We start from the raw sequence: 22634 nt of genomic DNA on the forward strand, positions 1-22634 counted from the left end.
GACCGTCGCGTTTCACCGACGCATCTCCCCGCGTACGTAACGAGGAAGTGAGCCAACCCGTGAGCGCAGTCTCTTCGCGCCTGCCCGTCTTCCCCTGGGACAAGCTGGAGCCGTACAAGAAGACGGCGGCGGCCCACCCGGACGGGATCGTCGACCTGTCCGTGGGCACCCCGGTCGACCCGGTCCCCGCGCTGATCCAGGAGGCCCTGGTCGCGGCGGCGGACTCGCCGGGCTATCCCACGGTGTGGGGGACGAAGGAGCTGCGGGACGCGCTCACCGGCTGGTGCGAGCGGCGCCTGGGCGCGACCGGCTTCGGGCACGAGAACGTGCTGCCGGTGGTCGGCTCCAAGGAGCTGGTGGCCTGGCTGCCGACCCAGCTGGGGCTCGGCGCGGGCGACAGGGTGGCCTACCCGCGGCTCGCCTACCCGACGTACGAGGTCGGCGCGCGGCTGTGCGGTGCCGAGCCCGTCGTGTACGACGACCCGACCGAGCTCGACCCGAGCGGTCTGAAGCTGCTGTGGCTCAACTCCCCGTCGAACCCGACCGGCAAGGTCCTCGGCAAGGACGAGCTGACCCGGATCGTGGCCTGGGCGCGCGAGCACGGCGTGCTCGTCTTCTCCGACGAGTGCTACCTGGAGCTGGGCTGGGAGGCCGACCCGGTCTCCGTCCTGCACCCCGACGTGTCCGGCGGCTCGTACGAGGGTGTCGTCGCCGTCCACTCGCTGTCCAAGCGCTCCAACCTGGCGGGCTACCGCGCCGCGTTCATCGCGGGCGACCCGGCGGTCCTCGGCGAGCTGCTGCGGATCCGCAAGCACGGCGGCATGATGACGGCCGCCCCGGTGCAGGCCGCCACGGTCGCGGCGCTCGGCGACGACGCGCACGTGGCCGAGCAGCGCGAGCGGTACGCGGCCCGGCGCGCGGCCCTGCGCGCGGCCCTGGAGGGGCACGGCTTCCGCATCGAGCACAGCGAGGCCAGCCTGTACCTGTGGGCGACCCGCGACGAGCCGTGCTGGGACACGGTGGCGTACCTCGCCGAGAAGGGCGTCCTGGTGGCCCCCGGCGACTTCTACGGCACGGCGGGCGAGCGGTTCGTGCGGGTGGCCTTCACGGCGACCGACGAGCGCGTGGCGGCGGCCGTCAAGCGCCTGGGCTGAGCACGCACACGGGCGAGGGCCCGGGGAGCATCGCTGACGCGGTTGGCCGTCGGCATCGCTCCCCGGGCCCTCACCCGTGGGCGGCGGAGGTCAGCCGCCGATCGGCAGGCCGCCCATCAGGCCGGAGCCGGGCAGACCGCTGGTCGGCAGGCCGCCCAGGGCGCCCGCGGCCGGGGCCTCGGTGCTCTCGGTGGCCGCGCCCGCGGTCTGGCCGAGGGTCTCGCCCGCGCTGCCGGCGGTGTCGCCGGCGATCTTCTGGGCGGCGGGGGTGGCGGTCTTGCCCGCCGCGCCGACGGCCTTGCCGGCGGCCGGGACGGCCGTGCCGACCGCCTCGCTGCCGGTCTCGCCGACGACCCCGGTCGCGGTCTGCGCGGCGGCGTCGAGGGTGGAGCCGGCCTGGGCGCCGTCGAGCGCGGTCAGACCCGACAGGGCGCCGGTGGGGGCGACGTTGTGCTCCATGGCGCTCGCGGAGCCGGCCGCACCGACCACGGGGGCTGCGCCGGCCGCGACGAGCAGGGCGGCGCGGGCGATCCGGCGGGTCAGGGGGAGGGACATGGTGCTCCTTCGGCGGAGAGGACGATTACGCGGTGACAACCGGCCCCGGGGAGGGAGAGGTTGCGGACGCCGAAGGTAAAGACTGGGTAATGCGTCGTATTGTCGGGTGGGGAGGAAAGCGGACGAACGCGTCAATGCGTCGCCGGTTGCTGAACCGTCACTTCCCTTGTGCCGCAAGGGCATTGCGGAGACATGTCAGCCGCCTGGAAACCTGCCCGGAGAACTCCGCGCCGCGCCGGCCGTATGACACGTCCGGGTGACACCCCGTACGACTGCCCACCCGGCCCCGGAGGGCGCGGGGTCGCTAGCGGGCGAGCCGGATCCGTACCGAAGTGCCGTCCGTGCCCCGCGACTTCGCCGGCTCCCAGTCGCCCGAGGCCTCGTCCGCGACCCACACCCGGTCCCCGTACGCGACCTCGGCGATGCGCAGCTCCTCCGCCCGCGCCACCGCCCACTGGGCCAGCTCCCAGCCGCGCTGCTCCCGCGTCCCCGTCGTCTGCCGCACCGGCACCGACAGCTCCGCGGCCGCGCCGCCCGCCGCGCTCGCCCCGGCCGAGCCCGCGCCCTTCAGGACCGCCTGCGGCGCCGTGCCCTTGCCGAACGCCCGGACCAGCTCGTCGCGCACCCGCACCGGATCGCCCGGCCGGCCCTCCACCGGGGCCGCCGTACAGCTCAGCGAGGCCGGCGACCGGCCGGTCAGCGACGCCGACAGCAGCGTCGCGTCCGGCTCGTGCTTCGCGTACGCCTGCGGGAACCCGCTGCGCTGCACCTTCTGCGCCGCCACCGTCAGCGGCAGCCGCGAATACCCCGGAACGTCCGCGAGACCCTCGTAGAACCTCCCCGACGAGTACACCGGGTCGAGGATCTGCGCCGGCGTCCCCCAGCCCATCGAGGGCCGCTGCTGGAACAGGCCGAGCGAGTCCCGGTCGCCGTGCTCGATGTTGCGCAGCCCCGACTCCTGAAGCGCCGTCGCGAGCGCGATCGTCACCGCCCGCTCCGGCATCCCCCGCGAGGTGCCCACGGCCGCGATCGTCGCCGCGTTGGACGCCTGCTCGGGGGTGAATTCGTACCGGTTCGCACCGGTTCCGACCGTGCACCGCGGCGCGCCCATGCTTCCCGTGACGTAATGCACGGCCACATAGGCGACCAGGCCGATGAGCACGGCGAACGCGGCCGTGAACCGGGCGAGGCGGCCGCGACGGGCGGGGCGGGGGCGACGGGTTGGCTCGGACACGCGCCCCACCGTACTGGAGGCCGCGTTAGGGTCGGCACATGGCTGACACCGCTCCTGGAGAGACCCCGCTGGACCTCACGCTCGACGGCGCCGCGCTGACCGCCGCCCTCGTCGACTTCGCCTCCGTCAGCGGAACCGAGAAGCCGCTCGCCGACGCGATCGAGCAGGCCCTGCGCGCACTGCCGCACCTCACCGTCGACCGTCACGGCAACAACGTCGTCGCCCGCACCAGCCTCGGCCACGACGAGCGGGTGGTCCTCGCCGGACACATCGACACCGTCCCCATCGCCGACAACGTGCCCTCCCGGCTCGACGAGGACGGCATCCTGTGGGGCTGCGGCACCTCCGACATGAAGGCCGGCGTCGCCGTCCAGCTGCGGATCGCCGCCACCGTCCCCGCGCCCAACCGCGACCTCACCTTCGTCTTCTACGACAACGAAGAGGTCGCCGCCCACCTCAACGGCCTCGGCAAGGTCGCCGAAGCCCACCCCGACTGGCTCGCGGGCGACTTCGCCGTCCTCCTCGAGCCCTCCGACGGCCAGATCGAGGGGGGCTGCCAGGGCACCCTGCGCGTCAAGCTGCACACCGAGGGTGAGCGAGCCCACTCCGCGCGCTCCTGGATGGGCTCCAACGCCATCCACGCCGCCGCCCCCATCCTCGCCCGCCTCGCCGCCTACGAGCCGCGCAAGCCCGTCATCGACGGCCTCGAGTACCACGAGGGCCTCAACGCGGTCGGCATCGAGGGCGGCGTCGCCACCAACGTCATCCCGGACGCCTGCACGGTCACCGTCAACTACCGCTACGCCCCCGACCTCTCCCCGGAGCAGGCCGTGGCGCACGTGCGCGAGGTCTTCGCGGACTGCGGCGTCGCCGAGTTCGAGATCGACGACCAGAGCGGCGGTGCCCTGCCCGGCCTCTCCCACCCCGCCGCCGCGGCCTTCATGAAGGCGGTCGGCGGCAGCGCCCACCCCAAGTTCGGCTGGACCGACGTCGCCCGCTTCAGCGCCCTCGGCGTCCCCGCGGTCAACTACGGCCCCGGAGACCCCCTGTACGCGCACAAGCGCGACGAGCACGTGCACGTCGAGCGGATCCACCACTGCGAGGCACGTCTCCGCGACTGGCTGACTGACTGATCCCCGTAATTTCGCTTTTCGTCACCTCTGTGGACCTACCCTGACCGGACCGGAAGATCGATGGAACGGTGAAAGGAGCTGGCCATGGGTGTACCCGAGAACCCGAGGAAGCCGGAGGAGCAGAGGCTGGGACCGGTGCTCAGGCGCCGTGAACAGGTCCAGCCCGGCACCACCGACCAGCGCCTGCTCGACACCGAGGGTGACTCGGAGTGGGTGCACACCGACCCCTGGCGGGTCATGCGCATCCAGTCCGAGTTCGTGGAGGGCTTCGGCGCCCTCGCCGAACTCCCCAGCGCGATCAGCGTCTTCGGCTCGGCCCGCACCAAGCCCGACTCGCCCGAGTACGAGGCGGGCGTCCGCATCGGACACGCCCTGGTCGAGGCCGGCTTCGCGGTGATCACGGGCGGCGGGCCGGGCGCCATGGAGGCCGCCAACAAGGGCGCCCGCGAGGCCAAGGGCGTCTCGGTGGGCCTCGGCATCGAGCTCCCCTTCGAGCAGGGCCTCAACCCGCACGTCGACATCGGCGTCAACTTCCGCTACTTCTTCGTCCGCAAGACGATGTTCGTGAAGTACGCGCAGGGGTTCGTCGTCCTGCCGGGCGGCCTCGGCACCCTCGACGAGCTCTTCGAGGCCCTGACCCTGGTCCAGACCCGCAAGGTGACGCGCTTCCCGATCGTCCTCTTCGGCACGGCCTACTGGAAGGGCCTCGTCGACTGGCTCCGCGACTCGGTCGTCGCCGGCGGCAAGGCCTCCGAGCACGACCTGCTCCTCTTCCACGTCACGGACGACGTGGACGAGGCGGTGGCGCTGGTGACCAAGGAGGTCAACCGGTAGAGCGACCCCGAGGGGGGTGCCGTTTCCCGCGCCCCCCTCGGCCCTACGCCAGCCCGCGCCGGGCCACGGCGGGCGGCCGGTGCCCCGCGATCGAGGCGACCATGTCCAGGACCTGCCGCGTCTCCGCGACCTCGTGCACCCGGTACACCTGCGCCCCCAGCCACGCGGAGACGGCCGTCGTCGCCAGTGTCCCCAGGACCCGCTCCTTCACCGGCCGGTCCAGCGTCTCGCCCACGAAGTCCTTGTTGGACAGCGACACCAGTACCGGCCACCCGGTGGCCGTCATCTCCCCGAGCCGCCGCGTCGCCTCCAGGCTGTGCCGCGTGTTCTTCCCGAAGTCGTGACCCGGGTCGATCATGATCCCGTCCCGCCGCACCCCCAGCGCGACCGCCCGCTCGGCGAGCCCCACGGTCACCCGCAGGATGTCGGCCATCACGTCCTCGTACGCGGTCCGGTGCGGCCGGGTGCGCGGCTCCACGCCCCCCGCGTGGGTGCAGACGAGCCCCGCGCCGTACTTCGCCGCGACCTCCGCGAGCCCCGGGTCGACCCCGCCCCACGCGTCGTTGAGGAGGTCCGCGCCGGCCTCGCAGACCGCCTCGCCGACATCCGCCCGCCAGGTGTCCACGCTGATCACCACGTCCGGGTGGCGGCGGCGCACCTCGGCCACGAAGCCGACCGTGCGCCGCGCCTCCTCCTCGGCCGTGACCTCCTCGCCGGGGCCCGCCTTGACCCCGCCGATGTCGATGATCGCCGCGCCCTCGCCCACCGCCTGCTCCACGCGGGCGAGCGCCGGCTCGTCCCGGAAGGTCGCCCCCTGGTCGTAGAAGGAGTCCGGGGTCCGGTTCACGATCGCCATGATCACCGGCTCGTGCGGCCCGAATTCACGCCGTCCCAAGCGCAGCATCCCTTTTGTCCTCCCTCGCGTCCGTTCGCCTGCGACCCTAACTGTCGGTGGCGCATGGCACGATCGGCACCGGACGGTTTCCACGGACGGGGAGAGGCGCGCAGTGTTCTGGTTTCTGCTGATCACGATGGTCGTGGTCGTCGCGGCGGTCACCCTGGCGGTGGTCGGCGGCGGCGACAGCGAGGTGCTGCCCGAGGTGGCGCCCGAGCAGCTCGTCGACCCGCTCCCCGCGACCCGCCCCGTCGGTCAGGCCGACGTCGAGGCGCTGCGCCTGCCGGTCGCCCCCCGGGGTTACCGGATGGCGGACGTGGACGACGTCCTCGGCCGGCTCGGCGCCGAGCTGGCCGAGCGCGACGCCCGGATCGCGGACCTCGAGGCGGCCCTCGCGGGCGGCCACCGCGGGGGCCACGACCACGGCGGCGGCCACGACCACGGCGGCGGTCACGACCACGGCGGCGGCGACCTCCACGGCAAGGAGGAGGGCGCGTGAGCGACGGCAAGGCGATCGCGGGGCCCGACGGCCGGCTGCGCTGCCCCTGGGGCCTTTCGACCGAGGACTACGTGGCGTACCACGACGAGGAGTGGGGCCGCCCCGTCCACGGCGACGACGCCCTGTTCGAGCGGCTGTGCCTGGAGGCCTTCCAGTCCGGTCTGTCGTGGATCACGATCCTGCGGCGCCGGGAGGGCTTCCGCAAGGCCTTCGCGGGCTTCCGGATCACCGAGGTGGCCCGGTTCACCGACGCCGACCGGGAGCGGCTCCTCGGGGACGAGGGCATCATCCGCAACCGGGCCAAGATCGACGCCACGATCGCCAACGCCCAGGTGCTCGCCGGCTGGGCGCCGGGCGAGCTGGACGAGCTGATCTGGTCGTACGCCCCGGACCCCGCGACACGGCCGGTCCCGGCGAGCATCGGCGAGGTCCCGGCGGTGACGGACGAGTCGACGGCCCTGTCCAAGGCCCTGAAGAAGCGCGGCCTGCGCTTCATCGGCCCGACGACGGCGTACGCGTTGATGCAGGCCTGCGGCCTGGTCGACGACCACCTCGCGGGCTGCGTGGCGCGGGGCACCGGCCGCTGAACCCGGAACCCCGCCCGCCGCGGCCTCAGCGGCCCAGGTACGTGGGCTTCTCCTTGGCGATGAAGGCCTGCACGGCGATCGTGTGGTCCTCGGACGCGCCCGCCTTCGACTGGAGCTCGTCCTCCTTCTCCAGGGCCTCGGCGAGCGAGTGGTCCGTCCCGTACGCGAGGGACTCCTTCAGCGCCGCGTACGCGACGGTCGGACCCTCGGCCAGGGCGCGGGCCACCTTGGCGGCCTCCTCGGCGAGCGAGTCCGCCGGGACCAGACGGTTCACGATGCCCAGCTCGTACGCCTCCTGGGCGCTGACCGAGCGCGGGAAGAGCAGCAGGTCGGCCGCCCGGCTCTGGCCGATCAGGCGGGGCAGGGTCCAGGACATGCCCGAGTCGGCGGTGAGGGCGACCCCGGCGAAGGAGGTGTTGAAGGCGGCGGTGTCCGCCACGACCCGGTAGTCCGCCGCGAGCGCGAAGCCGAAACCGGCCCCCGCCGCGACCCCGTTCACCGCCGCGACCACCGGCTTCGCCATGCCGGTGAGCGCCTTCACGATCGGGTTGTAGTGGTCCCTGACCGTGTTCATCGTGGCGCTTGTGCCGGACTCCTTGTCCTGTAGCAGCAGCCCGACGTGCTCCTTCAGGTCCTGGCCCACGCAGAACGCGCGGTCGCCCGCCGCGGTCAGCAGCACCGCCCGTACGGCCGGATCGGCGGCCGCCGCCTCCACGGCGTCGCGCAGGGCGACCTTCGCCGCCACGTTCATCGCGTTCATGGCCTCGGGGCGGTTGAGCGTGATGGTGGCGAGTCCGTCGCTCACCTCGTAGAGCACCGTGTCGGCCATTGCGGGTTCCCTTCGCCTCTTTGCGTCGTCTGACCCTGCCCCGGACTTCGTCCGGGAGGACCCCCAGCATGGCGGAGATCATCCGCTCCGCACATGTGACCTGCGTCAAAGAATCTCCGGCCCGCGACCGAGCCGCGGCGGCGAAGTATCGCAGGTGGATCGGCGAAATATGCGGTTTTGTGAAAGTGCGTTGCGGAAGCGATGCCACCTGATGTTGGTCATCGGGTCCTCTGATGCGGGATAATGACCGGGAAGCAATCGTGTTCGATGCTTAGTGTGAGCTGGTTTCAGGAAGGGGAACGAGCATGGCGGCCATGAAGCCGCGGACGGGTGACGGCCCGCTCGAGGTGACCAAGGAGGGGCGGGGCATCGTCATGCGCGTTCCGCTCGAAGGCGGCGGCCGGCTCGTCGTCGAGCTGACCCCGGACGAGGCCGAGGCGCTTGGCGACGCCCTGAAGCAGGTCGTCGGCTGACAAGCCCCAGTCACGTTTTTCCACTTCTGCCCCGGTACGGTACCCACCGCGCCGGGGCAGCGGTGTACCGGGGGGACCCCGTACGGGCGGTGCACCGGGGGGATCCCGGACGGGACGCGCTCAGACGCCCCTGCGGACCGCGCACAGCAGGCCGTCGCCCACCGGCAGCAGCGTCGGCAGCAGCTCCTGGCTCTCCCGCACCGTGCGCAGCAGCTCGCGTATCCGCTGCACCTCGGCCGGCTGGGCCGCCGAGTCCACCGTGCGGCCGTCCGCGAAGACACCCTCGAAGCAGACCAGACCGCCAGGTCGCAGCAGGCGCAACGATTCAGCGAGATAGTCCAGGGACTCCAGCCGGTCGCCGTCGCAGAAGACCAGGTCGTACCCGCCGTCCGCGAGCCGCGGCAGCACGTCCAGCGCGCGCCCCGGGATGAACCGCGCCCGGTTCCCGGCGAAACCCGCCGCGCGGAACGCCGCCTTCGCGTGCGCCTGCCGCTCCGGCTCCACGTCCACGGTGGTCAGCACCCCGTCCGGGCGCATCCCGAGCAGCAGATAGATCCCGGACACGCCCGTGCCCGTACCGATCTCCGCCACCGCCTTGGCGTCCGCCGCGGCGGCCAGCAGGCGCAGGGTGGCACCGGTGCCCGGCGACACCGAGGGCAGCCCTGCCTCCCGGGCCCGGTCACGGGCCCAGTGCAGCGCTTCGTCCTCGGCGACAAAGGCGTCGGCGAACGCCCAGCTCGTCTGCCGGTTGGCGGTAATGGCCCTCTCCTGTCCCCGTAGTTGACGCAGGCGTCGACTGTATCCGCTGCGTGTGGGAACCCGCAGATGGGACCGCGCGTTCCTACGGACAGGAAGCGAGGAGGGCGACGGCGCGAGCCGGCCCCAAATTCGCGTAAAGATTCTTATCCGGAGCTAACGGGCGAGGTGGCTATGGTAGGGGCTCCACTGGACACCACCAGAGCCGACAGGGGAGGTGCGGCTGCGCCTGTGGATCGGGGAGGAGTGCTTCGGCGTCTTCTCAGATCGGCAGGTGAGCCGAAATCCGTGATTGACACCGCTGACCGTTCCCGCACCGCCGACTCCGCACCCACCACCGCGACCTTCGCATCGGATGCGGAATCGCAGGCGTGGACTCCGCCCAGCTGGGAGGAGATCGTCAGCACGCACAGTGCCCGGGTCTATCGCCTCGCCTACCGCCTCACGGGCAACCAGCACGACGCCGAGGACCTCACCCAGGAGGTCTTCGTCCGCGTCTTCCGCTCGCTGTCCTCGTACACGCCGGGCACCTTCGAGGGCTGGCTGCACCGCATCACCACCAACCTGTTCCTCGACATGGTCCGCCGCAAGCAGCGCATCCGCTTCGACGCGCTCGCCGACGACGCCGCCGAGCGGCTGCCCAGCCGCGAGCCGTCCCCGCAGCAGGCGTTCAACGACACGCACTTCGACGCCGACGTCCAGCAGGCCCTGGACACCCTCGCGCCCGAGTTCCGTGCCGCGGTCGTGCTGTGCGACATCGAGGGCCTGTCGTACGAGGAGATCGCCGCGACCCTCGGCGTGAAGCTCGGCACCGTCCGCAGCCGCATCCACCGCGGCCGCTCCCACCTGCGCAAGGCGCTCAAGCACCGCTCGCCCGAGGCGCGCGCGGAGCGGGCGCTCGCCGCCGTCGGCTGGGAGGGCGGAACCGCGTGAGTGGCACCAGTCCGTCACCGACCCCCGCGGAACAGCACCTCGGGGACCGGCTCACCGCGCTCATCGACGGCGAGCTCGGTCACGACGCCCGCGAGCGGGTCCTCGCCCACCTCGCGACCTGCCCCCGATGCAAGGCCGAGGCGGACGCCCAGCGCAGCCTGAAGAGCGTCTTCGCCGCCAGCGCGCCCCCCGCCCCCTCCGAAGGTCTCCTGGCACGCCTCCAGGGGCTGCCGGGGGGACCGACTGACCCGGGGGGGCCATTCGGCGACCTCCTGCGCGAAGGAGGCGTGAGCTCCGACGGCTTCGCCACCGCCGCCGCGGTCACCCCGCACTCCGGCTTCCGCATCCACGAGGTCGGCGACCGCTCCTCCGGGCGCGGCCGGCGCTTCGCCTTCGCCGCGGCCAGCGCCGTGTCGTTCGCCGCCATCGCCCTGGGCGGCACCCTGCCCCTCGAAGGGGCACGCGGCCAGGGCAACGGCAACAACGTGACCCCGCTGCGCGCGCCGGCGACCTTCGCGTCGGGCTCGCGCCGCGAACAGCAGCCCCAGGAAGCCGCGCCCGCCACGGTGGTGCCGGCCCGCCTGGAGCTGTCCCCGTTCATACGCCCGGCGGCCCCCGCGCTCCGGCTCTCCTACGAGCCCGCACCCGGCCCGACGATCGCCCCTGCCCCCAGCCCCTCCCACCCCTGACGGACGACCTGGTTGAATCCAGGGGCAGGGGCGCGCCCGACCGAACGGTGGGTGCGGACAGGTCATCTGTTGCGGGGAGAGCATGAACAACGGGAAGCCGACGTGGTGGAGCCGGCCGTCGACGACAGCGACACCACCGCCTGAGCCGCCCCCGGCCCCGGCGGTGGCCACGGCGCCGGACCCGGCGACGCAAGCGGCCCCGGACACGGACTCGGACTTCACGCTGGCCGCTCCGGCACCCGTGGAAGCCCCGGCCGCGGTGCACGAGCAGCCCCGGGACCAGGCCCCGGCGCCCACGCCGGAGGCGGCCGAGCCGGAGGCCGCCGAGGCCGCCGAGCGCGTGGCGCCCGAGCCCGAGCCGGAGCCCGCCGCGCCCGTAGCGGCCGTGCCCGCGCCCGAGCCCGCCGCGCCCGTGCCGGACGTGGTGCCCGAGCCCACCCCCGTACCGCCGCAGCACCAGCCGGAGCCGCCGCAGCAGGCGCCGCAGCCCCTGCACGCCCCCGACCCCTACCGGACGCCGCCCTACGGCGAGCCGGGCCCCTGGGCGCCCGCTCCGCCGGTGCAGCGGCCGATGGCGGTGGCACCCGCGTACGACCCGTGGGCCGCCGCGCCCGCCGGACCGGCCGCGCCGATCATCCCGCCCGTCACCCCGGCCGCCATGAAGCCGAAGAAGCCGCGGCGCGGCCTCGCGCTCGTCGGAGCCCTGGCGTTCGCCCTGGTCACCGGTGTCGTCGGCGGCGGCGTCGGCGCGTACATCGAACGCAACGGCGGGCTCACCACCGTCGAGCTGCCCCAGTCCGGCTCCGAGGACTCCGGCCGCGCCCCCGACAGCGTCGCCGGCATCGCCGCGAGCGCCCTGCCCGGCGTCGTGACCATCCACGTCAGCGGCAGCGGCTCCTCCGGCACCGGCACCGGCTTCGTGCTCGACACCCGCGGCCACATCCTCACCAACAACCACGTCGTCGACGCGGCCGCCTCCTCCGGCGAGATCTCCGTCACCTTCAGCAACGGCGAGTCCGCCCGCGCCAAGCTCATCGGCCGCGACAGCGGCTACGACCTCGCCGTGATCCAGGTCACCGGCGTCTCCGGACTCAAGCCGGTGCCGCTCGGCAACTCCGACGCCGTCCACGTCGGCGACCCGGTCGTCGCGATCGGCGCCCCCTTCGACCTGTCCAACACCGTCACCTCCGGCATCATCAGCGCCAAGGAGCGGCCGATCACCGCCGGCGGCGAGAAGGGCGACGGCACCGACATCAGCTACGTCGACGCCCTGCAGACCGACGCGCCGATAAACCCCGGCAACTCCGGCGGCCCGCTGCTCGACTCCAAGGGCCGCGTCATCGGCATCAACAGCGCCATCCGCGCCGCCGGCGGCGGCTCGGGCGAGGGCGGTGGCGGCCAGTCCGGCTCCATCGGGCTCGGCTTCGCCATCCCCATCAACCAGGGCAAGCGGGTCGCCGAGGAACTCATCAACACCGGCAAGGCCACCCACCCGGTCATCGGTGTGAGCCTCGACATGCAGTACACCGGCGACGGCGCCCGGGTCGGCGCCAAGGGCAAGGACGGCTCCGCGTCCGTCACCGCCGGCGGCCCGGCCGCCCAGGCCGGCATCCGCCCCGGCGACGTCATCACCAAGGTCGACGGCCAGCGCGTGCACAGCGGCGAGGAACTCATAGTGAAGATCCGCGCCCACCGTCCCGGCGACCGCCTCAAGCTCACCCTGACCCGCGACGGCAAAGAGCAGACCAAGACGTTGACGCTCGGTTCCTCCACCGGCGTCTAGGCGCCATGTGGAGGACACCACGAGGTACCCGCCAGGCGGTTTCGGCGGGTACCGTGGAGCGGGCCCGGGACCGGCATAAAGGAGCTACAGGGTGTTCAGCGACATAGGTGCACTCGAGCTGGTGACCCTCGTGGTGCTGGCCGTGCTCATCTTCGGCCCGGAGAAACTGCCGAAGGTGATCCAGGACGTGTCCCGGTTCATCCGCAAGGTCCGCGAGTTCTCGGACAGCGCCAAGGCGGACATCCGCAGCGAACTCGGCCCGGAGTTCAAGGACTTCGAGTTCGAGGACCTCAACCCCAAGAACTTCATCCGCAAGCAGCTCGCGGAGAACGAGGACCTGAGGGACCTGAAGGAGCTCGGCTCCACCTTCGACCTCAAGAAGGAGATGAACGAGGTCGCCGACGCCGTCCACGGCCGGGAATCCTCGTCGTCGGCGGCGCCGTCCGCCGCCGCCTCCTCGGTTCCGGCCGCTGTCAACGGCTCGCCCGACCTCGTGAAGAAGCAGGACAAGCCGGACACCGGCGAGCGCCCGCCGTACGACTCCGACGCCACCTGACGACGGCCTGTCACCGACCCACTGCGCGTTGGTGGCTATCCTCCCTCTGTTGACGCAACGAGGAGGCGGCCGAGATGAAGACCACGAGCCGGGTGGAAGCCGACGGGTTTCTACGGGCACCCTTCGCCTGGTACGGACTCGACGAGGCGTTCACCGGGCCGCGCCGGCTGATGCAGATCGGCACGGCGGCGGACGGCACCGTCCAGTACGGCTTCATGGGCCACGGTGACGAGCCGTCGATAAAGTCCGAGGCGGGCGCGGCGGAGAAGGAGCGGTTCGCGGTCGTCGTGACCGTCGCCGCGAACCCGGTACGCCGCACCGGCGACGGCACGGGCGTCCTGGACGCCACCACCGTCTCCTCCGCGGCCTGGCTGGCCGGCTCCGGCCTGCTGGCCCACACCTGGCCCGCGCAGCTCGACCACATGCGCCGTGACGACTGGCTCGACCAGCAGACGGAGACCGCGTTCGAACTCGCCGACGACCTCGAAGGCCCCGCCTGGTCGACGCTCTCGCTGCCCGTGGACGGCGCGCCCGTGCCGTTCCACTACCGCGAGTCCGAGTTCGGCTGGGTCCTGGCCGGCTCGGCGCCGGGCGTGCACATCGGCGCGTACGGGCGGGGGATGAGCGCGTACGGGCTCGGCTTCGCCGTGGTCAAGGACCTGGGCGCGTACACCTGACGGCGACATGACGAAGGGCGCCCCGCGGACCTGCGGGGCGCCCTTCGTCGCGGATCAGAACTTGTTGCGCGGGGTGATCCCCAGGCTCATGCCCGACAGGCCGCGCTGGCGGCCGCCCAGCTTGCCCGCGATGGTGCGCAGGGCCGCGCCCGCCGGCGAGTCCGGGTCGGACAGGACGACCGGCCTGCCCTCGTCGCCGCCCTCGCGCAGCCGTACGTCGATCGGGATCGAGCCCAGGACCGGAACGGTCGCGCCGGTGGTCTTCGTCAGGCCGTCGGCGACCTTCTGGCCACCGCCGGTGCCGAACACGTCGACCATCTCGTCGCAGTGCGGGCACGGCAGGCCCGACATGTTCTCGACCACGCCGACGATCTTCTGGTGGGTCTGCACGGCGATCGAACCGGCCCGCTCGGCGACCTCGGCCGCCGCCTGCTGCGGGGTGGTGACCACCAGGATCTCCGCGTTCGGCACCAGCTGCGCGACCGAGATCGCGATGTCGCCGGTGCCCGGCGGCAGGTCGAGCAGCAGGACGTCCAGGTCGCCCCAGTACACGTCGGCGAGGAACTGCTGGAGCGCGCGGTGCAGCATCGGGCCACGCCACACCACCGGCGCGTTGCCCGGGGTGAACATGCCGATGGAGATGACCTTCACGCCGTTCGCCGACGGCGGCATGATCATGTTCTCGACCTGGGTCGGACGGCCGTCCGCGCCCAGCATCCGCGGCACGCTGTGGCCGTAGATGTCCGCGTCGACGACACCGACCTTCAGACCGTCGGCCGCCATCGCCGCCGCCAGGTTGACCGTCACCGAGGACTTGCCGACACCGCCCTTGCCGGACGCGACCGCGTACACACGGGTCAGCGAGCCGGGCTTGGCGAAGGGCACCTCGCGCTCCGCGGTCGTGCCGCGCAGCGCCGACGCGAGCTCCTTGCGCTGCTCGTCGCTCATCACGTCCAGCGTGACGTCGACGCCCGTGACGCCCTCGACGCGGGACACGGCGTCGGTCACCCGCTGGGTGATGGTGTCGCGCATCGGACAGCCGGAGACCGTCAGATAGACCGTGACGGCGACCCTGCCGTCGGATCCGATCTCCACCGACTTGACCATGCCCAGGTCAGTGATCGGTTTGTTGATCTCCGGGTCGTTCACCGTCGCCAGTGCTTCGCGCACCGCGTCTTCCGTAGCCATAGACAGATGGTACGGCGACGACCACCGGCGGATGAAAGCCTGTCAACGGTCGGGTACGTCACTCCCGCGGGAACCGCCGCCCGGGAATAGATCGCGGCGCTCTCCATGCCGCCCGTCCTGCCGGTCCTCCAGCTCCTTGAGCAGGTCCTGGAGCTCCGAGCGCATCCAGTCGCGCGTGGCGACCTCGCCCAGGCCCATGCGCAGCGCCGCGATCTCCCGCGTCAGGTATTCGGTGTCCGCGATCGAGCGCTCGTTCTGCTTGCGGTCCTGTTCGAGGTTGACCCGGTCCCGGTCGTCCTGCCGGTTCTGCGCCAGCAGGATCAGCGGCGCCGCGTACGAGGCCTGCAGGGACAGCATCAGGGTCAGGAAGATGAACGGATAGGTGTCGAAACGCAAGGAGTCCGGCGCGGAGACGTTCCACACCACCCAGGCGATGATGGTGACCGTCATCCAGACGATGAACCGCCCCGTCCCCAGGAAGCGGGCGATCCGCTCCGACAGCCGCCCGAACGCCTCGGGGTCGTACTCCGGCAGCAGCCGGGGGCGCCGGATCCGCGGCTGGTCGAGCCGGATCCGCGGCAGCGTCCGCTCCCGCTCCCGTTCCCGCTCGCGGTCCCGCTCCTGCGTGCGCTCAGCCACCGTGCACCCCCTCCTCGTGGAACTCCGTCTCGCGCCAGTCGTCCGGCAGCAGGTGGTCGAGCACGTCGTCGACCGTCACCGCGCCGAGCAGCGAACCGCTCTCGTCCACCACCGGGGCCGCGACCAGGTTGTACGCGGCGAAATAGCTGGTGACGGCCGGCAGTGGCGTGTCCGGGCCCAGCGGCGGTAGATCACTGTCCACGAGCGCGCTCACCAGCGTGAACGGCGGATCGCGCAGCAGCCGCTGGAAGTGCACCGTGCCCAGGTACTTGCCCGTCGGCGTCTCGTCCGGCGGCCGGCACACGTACACCTGTGCCGCGAGCGCCGGGGACAGGTCCTGCTGGCGCACCCGGGCGAGGGCGTCGGCCACCGTGGCGTCCGGGCGCAGCACGATCGGCTCCGTGGTCATCAGACCGCCCGCCGTGCGCTCCTCGTACGCCATGAGCCGGCGCACATCGGCCGCGTCCTCCGGCTGCATCAGGGTGAGCAGCCGCTCCTTGTCCTCCTCCGGCAGCTCGGACAGCAGGTCGGCCGCGTCGTCCGGGTCCATCGCCTCCAGTACGTCGGCCGCCCGCTCCTCCTTCAGCTTGCCCAGGATCTCGACCTGGTCGTCCTCCGGCAGCTCCTCCAGGACGTCGGCGAGCCGGTCGTCGTCGAGGGCCGCGGCGACCTCCGCCCGGCGCTTGGGGGAGAGGTGGTGCAGCACGTTGGCGAGGTCGGCGGGGCGCAGCTTCTCGAAGGTCGCGACGAGGTTCTCGGCGCCCTGCCCGTGCTCCTCCAGGGAGAAGCCGGTGACGGCCGACCACTCCACGGTCAGCGTCTCGCCCTTGCGGCGCAGTGCCCCGCCCTTCCCACGCCGTACGAAGACCTTGTCGATCTCCCAGTCGCGGCGGGCCGGCAGCTGCTGGATGGCCACGTCGAGGACCGTGACCTCCTCGTCCGAGTCCACCAGCCTGACCCGCCGGTCGAGGAGCTCGCCGAGGACGAGACGCTCGGTGGGGCGCTTGTCGAAGCGGCGCATGTTGACCACGCCGGTGGTGATGACCTGCCCCGACTCGACCCCCGTGATCCGCGTCATGGGCACGAACACCCGGCGGCGGGAGAGCACCTCCACCACCATGCCGAGCAGCCGCGGCGGCCGCCGGCCCACCCGCAGCATGGCCACCAGGTCGCTGACCCGGCCCACCTGGTCGCCCACGGGGTCGAAGACGGGCACCCCGGCGAGGTGCGAGACGAAGATCCGGGGGGCGCCTGCCGCCATGCCACGCGCCTCCTCGATGCCGCACGATTCGGGTCATTGCCGAGCTTTGCCGGGTTCAGGCTAGCCCGTGCAGCCCTGCCCCGCTTCGGCAGAGCGCCCGTCCGGCTGCCTGCGGACCCGTCGCCTCGCCCGGGTACGCTGCGGTCTGCCGTTTCCCCACCGGCCCAGGCTCCTTAAGGCCCCGTCCCCCCACCGACACGAGAGGCAGCCCAGGTGACCGTTCTCCCCCCGTCCTCGCGCATCCGCAGGGTCGCCCTGCCGCTGGCGCTCTGCGTGGGTCTGGCGTCCCCGCTGACCGCCTGCGCCGGCGACCCGGACGAGGGCACCAACGGCGTCGGCAAGCTCTCCCCGGCCGCCATCGAGGAGCAGGCCCAGTCCGCGGCGGACGGCGCCAAGGCGGTACGCCTCGCGGGCACCCTGGTCAGCAAGGGCGGCACGTACAAGCTGAACATGCGGCTCAAGCAGGACGGCGCCGCAGGCTCGGTGACCACGAAGAACAGCACCTTCGAGCTGCTGCGCGTCGGCGACGCGCTCTACCTCAAGGCCGACGCCGGCTTCTGGGACCCCGAGGAACCCTCGACCGACGAGCCCACCGAGGCCGGCTCCGAGGCCGCCGACAAGCTCGACGACATGTACGTGAAGGTGCCGCAGGACGACCCCTCGTACAAGCAGCTGCGCGGCTTCACCGACATGGGGCTGCTCCTCGACGGGCTGATCGGACTGCAGGGCGACGTCGTCAAGGGCGACCGGGACAAGATCGGCGGCATCCGCACCGTCAACGTCAAGGGCGGCGAGGACGGCGAGGGCGGCTCGCTCGACGTCGCCCTGGAGGGCACCCCGTTCCCGCTGCGCTTCGCGCGCGGCGGCGGCGCGGGCGTCGTGATGCTCTCCGAGTGGGACAAGGACTTCCCGCTCGCAGAGCCGTCGAAGAACCAGACGCTGGACTACGGCAAGCAGCTGCCCCGCACGTAGATACCGCCTGGTCCTATCCGGCCCTGATCCGGCCCGATCGGCCAGACAGCCGCTAGCGCCCCCGGCGCTTCTTGAGGAGCAGCTTCGGCAGTGCCGCCGGCACCGGGCGGCGGGTGATCCCCGGCGACGGCAGCGGCACGGCGGCCAGCGAGCCGTCCGGCAGCTCCGTGGTGGACGTACGCGGCTCCAGGCGCACGACCCGGCACTCGCGCGCCCAGCGCCCCGGCATGGCCTCGCCGTCGGGGGCGTTCAGCCGCTTGCCCTTCAGCTCGGCGACCGCCGCCTCCCACGCCTCGCCGCCCGGGGCCAGCTCGCTCACCGCGGCGGTCCAGGCGACGATCCGGCCGCCCTTGTCCTTGCTGCGCACGGTGACCTCGGCCGTACCGCCGTCGACCAGGCCGGGCAGCGGCTGCTCGCCGGGGCCGTCGCCCACGACGTGCGCGGCGCCGTCGTGCCAGACGTGCCACAGCGCCCGGGCGGCAGGGGCCTCGCCCCGTACCCAGATGAGGCCGGACTTCTTGGTGGCCTCCTCGACGAGGGCGCCGGTGAGCTGCTTGTCGGTCATGGCCGAAGCCTATCGACAGCCCTGGGCCGGGTGACCGGCCGCCGGGCCTACAGCCAGCCGTTGCGCTTGAGAGTGCGGTGGATGGTGAAACAGATCGCGATGATGCCGGTGAGCACCATCGGGTAGCCGTACTTCCAGTGCAGCTCGGGCATGTGGTCGAAGTTCATGCCGTACACGCCGCAGACCGCCGTGGGGACGGCGACGATCGCCGCCCACGAGGTGATCTTGCGCATGTCCTCGTTCTGCGCGACGGTCGCCTGCGCCAGGTTGGCCTGGAGGATCGAGTTGAGCAGCTCGTCGAAGCCGACGACCTGCTCCTGGACGCGGGCCAGGTGGTCGGCCACGTCGCGGAAGTACTTCTGGATGTCGGGGTCGACCAGCCGCATCGGCCGCTCGCTGAGCAGCTGCATCGGGCGCAGCAGCGGTGTGACCGCCCGCTTGAACTCGAGCACCTCGCGCTTGAGCTGGTAGATCCGGCCGGTGTCGGCGCCGCGCGTGGACCCCTTGGCGGGCGGCGAGAAGACGTCGATCTCGATCTGGTCGATGTCGAGCTCGACGGCGTCGGCGACCGCGATGTAGCCGTCGACGACGTGGTCGGCGATGGCGTGCAGCACGGCCGAGGGGCCCTTGGCGAGCAGCTCAGGCTCACCCTGGAGGCGGTGGCGGAGGTTGCGCAGCGAACCCTGGCCGCCGTGCCGGACGGTGATGACGAAGTCGGGGCCGGTGAAGCACATCACCTCGCCGGTCTCCACGACCTCGCTGGTGGCGGTGAGCTCGGCGTGCTCGACGTAGTGGATCGTCTTGAAGACGGTGAACAGCGTGTCGTCGTACCGCTCCAGCTTGGGCCGCTGGTGGGCGTGGACCGCGTCCTCGACGGCCAGCGGGTGCAGCCCGAACTCGGCGGCGATACCGGCGAATTCGGCCTCGGTCGGCTCGTGGAGACCGATCCACGCGAAGCCGCCGCTCTCCCGCACCTGACGCATCGCGCCGCGCGGCGTCAGGCAGGCGCGGTCGTCGACCCGGCGGCCGTCGCGGTAGACGGCGCAGTCGACGACGGCGGTGGACGCCGAGGGGTCGCGGGTGGCGTCGTAGTTGGCGTACGGGGAGGCCGTGCTGGTCTTGCGCAGCGGGTGCCGCAGGGAGGGGCGGACGGCCGCGCGCAGGTCACGGATCATCGACATGGGCATGCTCCTTCACGGAGAGGCCGTCGGCGAGCGTGGCGCAGCCCGGAATGGGGACGTGGTGCTACGTCGTCCACAAAGCGGGCGGCACCGGAGGATCGCGGTGACGGCGTTCGCTACAGACAGGCAAAGAGATGTGCTCTTCCGTCGTGCGAGCTGCCGGAGAGGAGGGGCCCGAACGGGGCCTGGATCACCGGAGGGAGGAACGCACCGGGCTGGGGTGCGGGTCGGAAGAGCGCTTGGTACTGCCCGATCGACTTCGATCCACCGCAGTCCCACCTCCTCCGGCCGGTCCCTCGTGAGGGATGACGTGTGACGAGCAGTCGGGAATCCCGACCAGTGGCCAAGACTATCAGCCGACAGAGGGTCAATCCCTTACTTTGCCCGTTCGATACGCGCTTTATGCTCGCCGCATGGGAGAAATTCTTGCTCTGGTCGAGGCCCGGCTCCGCACGGCCCTCGGCGAGCCGGACGCACGGGCCGCGGTCACCTTCCTCGGCACCGACCGCATCGAGATCCTGCGCTTCGTGGACGGGGACGTGGTCCGCTACGCGACCCTCGGCATGTCCGGACAGCCGATGGCCGACCCGACCGCCGCGCTCGCCGACCCGGTCAAGGGGCCGCGCGCCGAGCTGGTCCTGTCCGTACGGGGCGGGCTCGCCGACACCGACAAGGTGCTGCGCCCGCTCGCGGTGCTGGCCGCCACGCCGCAGGTCGAGGGCGTGGTCGTGGCCCCCGGGGCCTCGCTCGACGTGGGTGAGCCGCTGTGGCCGGGCGCCCCGTTCAGCTCGGTGCTCGTGGCCGAGTCGGGCGGCCTGGTGGAGGACCTGGAGCTGGACGAGCCGATGGACCCGGTGCGTTTCCTGCCGCTGCTGCCGATGACCTCGAACGAGGCGGCGTGGAAGCGGGTGCACGGGGCGCAGGCCCTGGAGGAGCGCTGGCTGGCCAACGGGACGGACCTGCGCGATCCGCTGCGCAGGTCCGTGACCCTGGACTGAGCCCAGCCTGGACTGAGCCCAGCCTGGACTGAGCCGGCCCTGGACTGAGTCGGCCCTGGACTGAACAGCACCGTAGGTGGGCTCAGTTGGCGAAGACCGTCACCCCGTCCTCCGTCGCGTGCTCCGGGGCGAGCTCCCCGGCCTCGTGCGTGAGGGCGGCGCGGCGGGCCCACACGATGCCGGCGCCGATCACGGCGGCGACGGCCGCGACCACGAACGGCATGTGGATGTCGCTCCACTCCTCGATCTTCGGCGCGAGGTACGGGGCGGCCGCCGCCGCGAACCAGCGGACGAAGTTGTAGCCGGCGCTCGCCACCGGGCGCGGGGCGTCCGAGACCCCGAGTGCCAGCTCGGTGAAGACCGTGTTGGCGACGCCGATGAACGCACCGGACAGCACCGTGCACACCACGGCGGTGGTGTGCTTCCCGTAGCCGAGGACCGCGACGTCGGCCGCGAGTATCAGCAGTGAGCCGCCGAGCACCTTCAGGGAGCCGAACCGTCGCTGCAGCCGCGGCGCGACGAGCACCGAGAAGACGGCGAGCAGCACACCCCACGCGAAGAAGACGGCGCCCGATGCGTACGGCGTCATGTCCAGCACGAAGGGCGTGAACGCGAGCACCGTGAAGAACGCGTAGTTGTAGAAGAACGCCGACGCGGCCGCCGAGGCGAGACCGCCGTGGCCGAGCGCCTTCAGCGGGTCGAGCAGCGAGGTCTTGCGCGCGGGCTTCGGCTGTTCCTTGAGGAAGGCCGTGATGCACAGGAAGCCGATCGCCATGAGGGCGGCGGTGCCGAAGAACGGGTAGCGCCAGCTCACGTCGCCGAGGACGGCGCCGAGCAGCGGCCCGCAGGCCATGCCGAGGCCGAGCGCCGACTCGTACAGCAGGATCGCCGCGGCGCTGCCGCCGGCCGCCGCGCCGACGATGACGGCGAGCGAGGTCGAGACGAAGAGCGCGTTGCCGAGCCCCCAGCCGGCCCGGAAGCCGACGAGCTGGCCGACCGTGTCGGAGGTGCCGGCGAGGGCGGCGAACAGGACGACGAGGGCGAGCCCCGCGAGCAGCGTCCTGCGGCCGCCGATGCGGCTGGAGACGAAGCCGGTGACCAGCATCGCGACGGCGGTGATCAGGAAGTACGAGGTGAAGAGCAGCGACACCTGGCTGGGCGTGGCGTGCAGGCCCCGGGCGATCGAGGGCAGGATCGGGTCGACCAGGCCGATGCCCATGAAGGCGACGACCGAGGCGCCGGCGGTGGCCCAGACGGCCGGGGGCTGGCGCAGGATGCCGCCGCCGGCCGGTCCTTCGCCGAGCGGGTCTTCGAGCGGGTCTTCGAGCGGGTCTTCGAGGGGGCCTTCGAGCGGGTTTTCCGTCCGGTGCATGCGCGCTCCTCGGCGTAGAGATGGTTGCGATATACACAGAATAAGTTAGACGATCTAATGAATGCAAGATACATCTATGTGGTGATGTGGAAGACGGGGTGAACCTCTCCGGCCGGACGGGTGATCGTCCTTGACGCGAGGCCCCGGTGGTAGGACCGTTGAGCCCTATGAGGGGCGAACCCAGTTGCCCGAAGTGCGGTGGCCGGGTCAGGGCGCCCGGTCTCTTTGCCGACTCCTGGCAGTGCGACGTGCACGGCTCGGTGCACCCGCTCCAGCCCGTGATCCCGCCCAGCGTCGAGGCCCTCGGTGTCGTGGTGCACCGGGCTCACGTACCGGTGTGGATGCCGTGGCCCCTGCCCGTCGGATGGCTCTTCACCGGTGTCGCGTACGCCGGTGACGACCGCAGTGGCGGACGCGCGACCGCCGTCGCCTGCTCCGGGCCCGGGCCGCTCGGCGGCATCGGGGAGCTGCTCCTCGTCGCGGAGGAGCTCGGCGTCGGACTCGGCGCGCGGTACGCGGGCATCGACGGACCCGATCCCGGACCCGGCATGTCCATCGAGAAGCCGCCACAGGTCAAGGTGCTCGCCGCCGGCCGTCCGACCCCGCTCTGGCACGTCCACGGCGCGCCGCAGGACCGCGCGGTCTTCGCGGGCGAGGCGCGCGGGCTGTGGCTGTGGGCGATCGTGTGGCCCGAGCAGTCAGGCCTGCTGATGTACGACGAGCTCGTCCTGACCGACCTGCGGGACGCGGGCGCGGAGGTCGAACTGCTGCCGTGCGGGGCGCTGACGCCGAGACTGCTCACTTAGGGGAGGGCGAGGGGCACCCGATTCCGTACGGGCGTGTTCGATTCGCCCGTTATGCTGGAGCGTCC

Annotated in this window: 26 protein-coding genes; 15 read left to right on the forward strand and 11 right to left on the reverse strand. The window is 72.2% G+C overall.

Features of this window, described 5'->3' with window-relative positions:
* Positions 1-59: 59 nt before the first annotated feature.
* Positions 60-1154, forward strand: coding sequence for a bifunctional succinyldiaminopimelate transaminase/glutamate-prephenate aminotransferase (locus ACIGEZ_RS12395; RefSeq protein ID WP_399829388.1), 1095 nt, complete (start codon positions 60-62; stop codon positions 1152-1154).
* A 90-nt stretch (positions 1155-1244) separates the two neighbouring features.
* Here the strand turns inward: ACIGEZ_RS12395 and ACIGEZ_RS12400 are convergent, their stop codons facing one another.
* Both ACIGEZ_RS12400 and ACIGEZ_RS12405 read right to left on the reverse strand, forming a co-directional pair.
* Positions 1245-1709 (reverse strand): ATP-binding protein, encoded by a 465-nt coding sequence (locus ACIGEZ_RS12400; RefSeq protein ID WP_399829391.1) that lies wholly within the window; start codon positions 1707-1709, stop codon positions 1245-1247.
* 304 nt (positions 1710-2013) lie between these two features.
* Complete coding sequence (locus tag ACIGEZ_RS12405) at positions 2014-2943, reverse strand: hypothetical protein (protein WP_399829393.1); 930 nt, start codon at positions 2941-2943, stop codon at positions 2014-2016.
* 38 nt (positions 2944-2981) lie between these two features.
* On the opposite strand from ACIGEZ_RS12405, the gene dapE reads away from it, so the two are divergent.
* Positions 2982-4076: a succinyl-diaminopimelate desuccinylase gene (gene dapE / locus ACIGEZ_RS12410; RefSeq protein WP_399829396.1), complete on the forward strand. Its 1095-nt coding sequence runs from the start codon at positions 2982-2984 to the stop codon at positions 4074-4076.
* A gap of 84 nt (positions 4077-4160) precedes the next feature.
* Entirely contained in the window at positions 4161-4910 is a 750-nt protein-coding gene (locus ACIGEZ_RS12415) for a TIGR00730 family Rossman fold protein (protein ID WP_399829399.1), read from the forward strand.
* Positions 4911-4953: 43 nt separating this feature from the next.
* Here the strand turns inward: ACIGEZ_RS12415 and folP are convergent, their stop codons facing one another.
* Entirely contained in the window at positions 4954-5814 is an 861-nt protein-coding gene (folP, locus tag ACIGEZ_RS12420; RefSeq protein WP_399829401.1) for a dihydropteroate synthase, read from the reverse strand.
* Between the two features lie 103 nt (positions 5815-5917).
* Here folP and ACIGEZ_RS12425 point away from each other — a divergent pair, with 103 nt between their 5' ends.
* Positions 5918-6304, forward strand: coding sequence for a DivIVA domain-containing protein (locus ACIGEZ_RS12425; protein WP_399829404.1), 387 nt, complete (start codon positions 5918-5920; stop codon positions 6302-6304).
* Positions 6301-6891 carry a DNA-3-methyladenine glycosylase I gene (locus ACIGEZ_RS12430; protein ID WP_399829407.1) on the forward strand — a complete coding sequence of 197 codons (591 nt, stop codon included), beginning with the start codon at positions 6301-6303 and terminating at the stop codon, positions 6889-6891. The genes ACIGEZ_RS12425 and ACIGEZ_RS12430 overlap by 4 nt, the downstream gene beginning before the upstream one ends.
* 25 nt (positions 6892-6916) lie before the next feature.
* Here ACIGEZ_RS12430 and ACIGEZ_RS12435 read toward each other — a convergent pair whose 3' ends face one another.
* Positions 6917-7720 (reverse strand): enoyl-CoA hydratase/isomerase family protein, encoded by an 804-nt coding sequence (locus ACIGEZ_RS12435; RefSeq protein WP_399829410.1) that lies wholly within the window; start codon positions 7718-7720, stop codon positions 6917-6919.
* Between the two features lie 68 nt (positions 7721-7788).
* On the opposite strand from ACIGEZ_RS12435, the gene ACIGEZ_RS12440 reads away from it, so the two are divergent.
* Both ACIGEZ_RS12440 and ACIGEZ_RS12445 read left to right on the forward strand, forming a co-directional pair.
* On the forward strand, positions 7789-7932 hold the full coding sequence (locus tag ACIGEZ_RS12440; protein WP_399829412.1) for a hypothetical protein: 144 nt from the start codon (positions 7789-7791) through the stop codon (positions 7930-7932).
* Positions 7933-8025: 93 nt separating this feature from the next.
* Complete coding sequence (locus ACIGEZ_RS12445) at positions 8026-8193, forward strand: DUF3117 domain-containing protein (RefSeq protein WP_006346801.1); 168 nt, start codon at positions 8026-8028, stop codon at positions 8191-8193.
* Positions 8194-8313: 120 nt separating this feature from the next.
* Here the strand turns inward: ACIGEZ_RS12445 and ACIGEZ_RS12450 are convergent, their stop codons facing one another.
* Complete coding sequence (locus tag ACIGEZ_RS12450) at positions 8314-8982, reverse strand: O-methyltransferase (protein ID WP_399829648.1); 669 nt, start codon at positions 8980-8982, stop codon at positions 8314-8316.
* A 141-nt stretch (positions 8983-9123) separates the two neighbouring features.
* Between ACIGEZ_RS12450 and sigE the strand changes: the two genes are divergently transcribed.
* The 5 genes from sigE to ACIGEZ_RS12475 all read left to right on the forward strand — a co-directional run bounded on the left by sigE (position 9124) and on the right by ACIGEZ_RS12475 (position 13587).
* On the forward strand, positions 9124-9882 hold the full coding sequence (gene sigE / locus ACIGEZ_RS12455; protein WP_399829415.1) for an RNA polymerase sigma factor SigE: 759 nt from the start codon (positions 9124-9126) through the stop codon (positions 9880-9882).
* Positions 9879-10571: an anti-sigma factor family protein gene (locus tag ACIGEZ_RS12460; protein ID WP_399829417.1), complete on the forward strand. Its 693-nt coding sequence runs from the start codon at positions 9879-9881 to the stop codon at positions 10569-10571. Before sigE ends, ACIGEZ_RS12460 begins: the two co-directional genes overlap by 4 nt.
* 82 nt (positions 10572-10653) lie before the next feature.
* The gene (locus ACIGEZ_RS12465) at positions 10654-12354 is read left to right on the forward strand and encodes a S1C family serine protease (RefSeq protein WP_399829420.1); all 1701 of its coding nucleotides are present in this window, start codon (positions 10654-10656) and stop codon (positions 12352-12354) included.
* A gap of 91 nt (positions 12355-12445) precedes the next feature.
* Positions 12446-12910 carry a sec-independent translocase gene (locus ACIGEZ_RS12470; protein ID WP_399829422.1) on the forward strand — a complete coding sequence of 155 codons (465 nt, stop codon included), beginning with the start codon at positions 12446-12448 and terminating at the stop codon, positions 12908-12910.
* 74 nt (positions 12911-12984) lie between these two features.
* Entirely contained in the window at positions 12985-13587 is a 603-nt protein-coding gene (locus ACIGEZ_RS12475) for a hypothetical protein (RefSeq protein ID WP_399829425.1), read from the forward strand.
* Positions 13588-13641: 54 nt separating this feature from the next.
* On the opposite strand, the gene ACIGEZ_RS12480 is transcribed toward ACIGEZ_RS12475, so the two are convergent.
* Genes ACIGEZ_RS12480 through ACIGEZ_RS12490 form a run of 3 tightly spaced genes read right to left on the reverse strand, consistent with a single transcriptional unit; the run spans position 13642 to position 16675 of the window.
* Positions 13642-14775 carry an Mrp/NBP35 family ATP-binding protein gene (locus tag ACIGEZ_RS12480; RefSeq protein ID WP_399829427.1) on the reverse strand — a complete coding sequence of 378 codons (1134 nt, stop codon included), beginning with the start codon at positions 14773-14775 and terminating at the stop codon, positions 13642-13644.
* Positions 14776-14817: 42 nt separating this feature from the next.
* Complete coding sequence (locus ACIGEZ_RS12485; protein WP_399829428.1) at positions 14818-15414, reverse strand: DUF1003 domain-containing protein; 597 nt, start codon at positions 15412-15414, stop codon at positions 14818-14820.
* Positions 15407-16675, reverse strand: coding sequence for a magnesium transporter MgtE N-terminal domain-containing protein (locus ACIGEZ_RS12490; protein WP_399829430.1), 1269 nt, complete (start codon positions 16673-16675; stop codon positions 15407-15409). The genes ACIGEZ_RS12485 and ACIGEZ_RS12490 overlap by 8 nt, the downstream gene beginning before the upstream one ends.
* 213 nt (positions 16676-16888) lie before the next feature.
* Between ACIGEZ_RS12490 and ACIGEZ_RS12495 the strand changes: the two genes are divergently transcribed.
* Positions 16889-17647: a hypothetical protein gene (locus ACIGEZ_RS12495; RefSeq protein ID WP_399829432.1), complete on the forward strand. Its 759-nt coding sequence runs from the start codon at positions 16889-16891 to the stop codon at positions 17645-17647.
* Positions 17648-17699: 52 nt separating this feature from the next.
* Here the strand turns inward: ACIGEZ_RS12495 and ACIGEZ_RS12500 are convergent, their stop codons facing one another.
* On the reverse strand, positions 17700-18212 hold the full coding sequence (locus tag ACIGEZ_RS12500; RefSeq protein WP_399829434.1) for a hypothetical protein: 513 nt from the start codon (positions 18210-18212) through the stop codon (positions 17700-17702).
* 47 nt (positions 18213-18259) lie between these two features.
* Positions 18260-19393 carry a magnesium and cobalt transport protein CorA gene (locus ACIGEZ_RS12505; RefSeq protein ID WP_399829437.1) on the reverse strand — a complete coding sequence of 378 codons (1134 nt, stop codon included), beginning with the start codon at positions 19391-19393 and terminating at the stop codon, positions 18260-18262.
* Between the two features lie 413 nt (positions 19394-19806).
* On the opposite strand from ACIGEZ_RS12505, the gene ACIGEZ_RS12510 reads away from it, so the two are divergent.
* A complete protein-coding gene (locus tag ACIGEZ_RS12510; RefSeq protein ID WP_399829440.1) occupies positions 19807-20391 on the forward strand; it encodes a suppressor of fused domain protein in 585 nt (194 codons plus the stop codon).
* Positions 20392-20473: 82 nt separating this feature from the next.
* On the opposite strand, the gene ACIGEZ_RS12515 is transcribed toward ACIGEZ_RS12510, so the two are convergent.
* The gene (locus tag ACIGEZ_RS12515) at positions 20474-21763 is read right to left on the reverse strand and encodes an MFS transporter (RefSeq protein ID WP_399829443.1); all 1290 of its coding nucleotides are present in this window, start codon (positions 21761-21763) and stop codon (positions 20474-20476) included.
* A 167-nt stretch (positions 21764-21930) separates the two neighbouring features.
* On the opposite strand from ACIGEZ_RS12515, the gene ACIGEZ_RS12520 reads away from it, so the two are divergent.
* Entirely contained in the window at positions 21931-22569 is a 639-nt protein-coding gene (locus ACIGEZ_RS12520; protein WP_399829445.1) for a DUF6758 family protein, read from the forward strand.
* Positions 22570-22634: the final 65 nt, after the last annotated feature.

The sequence above is a fragment of the Streptomyces sp. NPDC085481 genome (genome assembly GCF_044541845.1).
GTDB lineage: Bacteria > Actinomycetota > Actinomycetes > Streptomycetales > Streptomycetaceae > Streptomyces.

Bases quoted from the DNA above. Each gene is read 5' to 3' on its own strand.
- ACIGEZ_RS12490 (WP_399829430.1), bottom strand. From the start codon at position 16,675: ATGGCGGCAGGCGCCCCCCGGATCTTCGTCTCGCACCTCGCCGGGGTG.
- ACIGEZ_RS12505 (WP_399829437.1), bottom strand. From the start codon at position 19,393: ATGTCGATGATCCGTGACCTGCGCGCGGCCGTCCGCCCCTCCCTGCGG.
- ACIGEZ_RS12520 (WP_399829445.1), top strand. From the start codon at position 21,931: ATGAGGGGCGAACCCAGTTGCCCGAAGTGCGGTGGCCGGGTCAGGGCG.
- ACIGEZ_RS12435 (WP_399829410.1), bottom strand. From the start codon at position 7,720: ATGGCCGACACGGTGCTCTACGAGGTGAGCGACGGACTCGCCACCATC.
- ACIGEZ_RS12445 (WP_006346801.1), top strand. From the start codon at position 8,026: ATGGCGGCCATGAAGCCGCGGACGGGTGACGGCCCGCTCGAGGTGACC.
- folP (WP_399829401.1), bottom strand. From the start codon at position 5,814: ATGCTGCGCTTGGGACGGCGTGAATTCGGGCCGCACGAGCCGGTGATC.
- ACIGEZ_RS12515 (WP_399829443.1), bottom strand. From the start codon at position 21,763: ATGCACCGGACGGAAAACCCGCTCGAAGGCCCCCTCGAAGACCCGCTC.
- ACIGEZ_RS12465 (WP_399829420.1), top strand. From the start codon at position 10,654: ATGAACAACGGGAAGCCGACGTGGTGGAGCCGGCCGTCGACGACAGCG.
- ACIGEZ_RS12510 (WP_399829440.1), top strand. From the start codon at position 19,807: ATGGGAGAAATTCTTGCTCTGGTCGAGGCCCGGCTCCGCACGGCCCTC.
- sigE (WP_399829415.1), top strand. From the start codon at position 9,124: ATGGTAGGGGCTCCACTGGACACCACCAGAGCCGACAGGGGAGGTGCG.
- ACIGEZ_RS12480 (WP_399829427.1), bottom strand. From the start codon at position 14,775: ATGGCTACGGAAGACGCGGTGCGCGAAGCACTGGCGACGGTGAACGAC.
- ACIGEZ_RS12475 (WP_399829425.1), top strand. From the start codon at position 12,985: ATGAAGACCACGAGCCGGGTGGAAGCCGACGGGTTTCTACGGGCACCC.
- ACIGEZ_RS12440 (WP_399829412.1), top strand. From the start codon at position 7,789: ATGGCGGAGATCATCCGCTCCGCACATGTGACCTGCGTCAAAGAATCT.
- dapE (WP_399829396.1), top strand. From the start codon at position 2,982: ATGGCTGACACCGCTCCTGGAGAGACCCCGCTGGACCTCACGCTCGAC.
- ACIGEZ_RS12415 (WP_399829399.1), top strand. From the start codon at position 4,161: ATGGGTGTACCCGAGAACCCGAGGAAGCCGGAGGAGCAGAGGCTGGGA.
- ACIGEZ_RS12400 (WP_399829391.1), bottom strand. From the start codon at position 1,709: ATGTCCCTCCCCCTGACCCGCCGGATCGCCCGCGCCGCCCTGCTCGTC.
- ACIGEZ_RS12500 (WP_399829434.1), bottom strand. From the start codon at position 18,212: ATGACCGACAAGCAGCTCACCGGCGCCCTCGTCGAGGAGGCCACCAAG.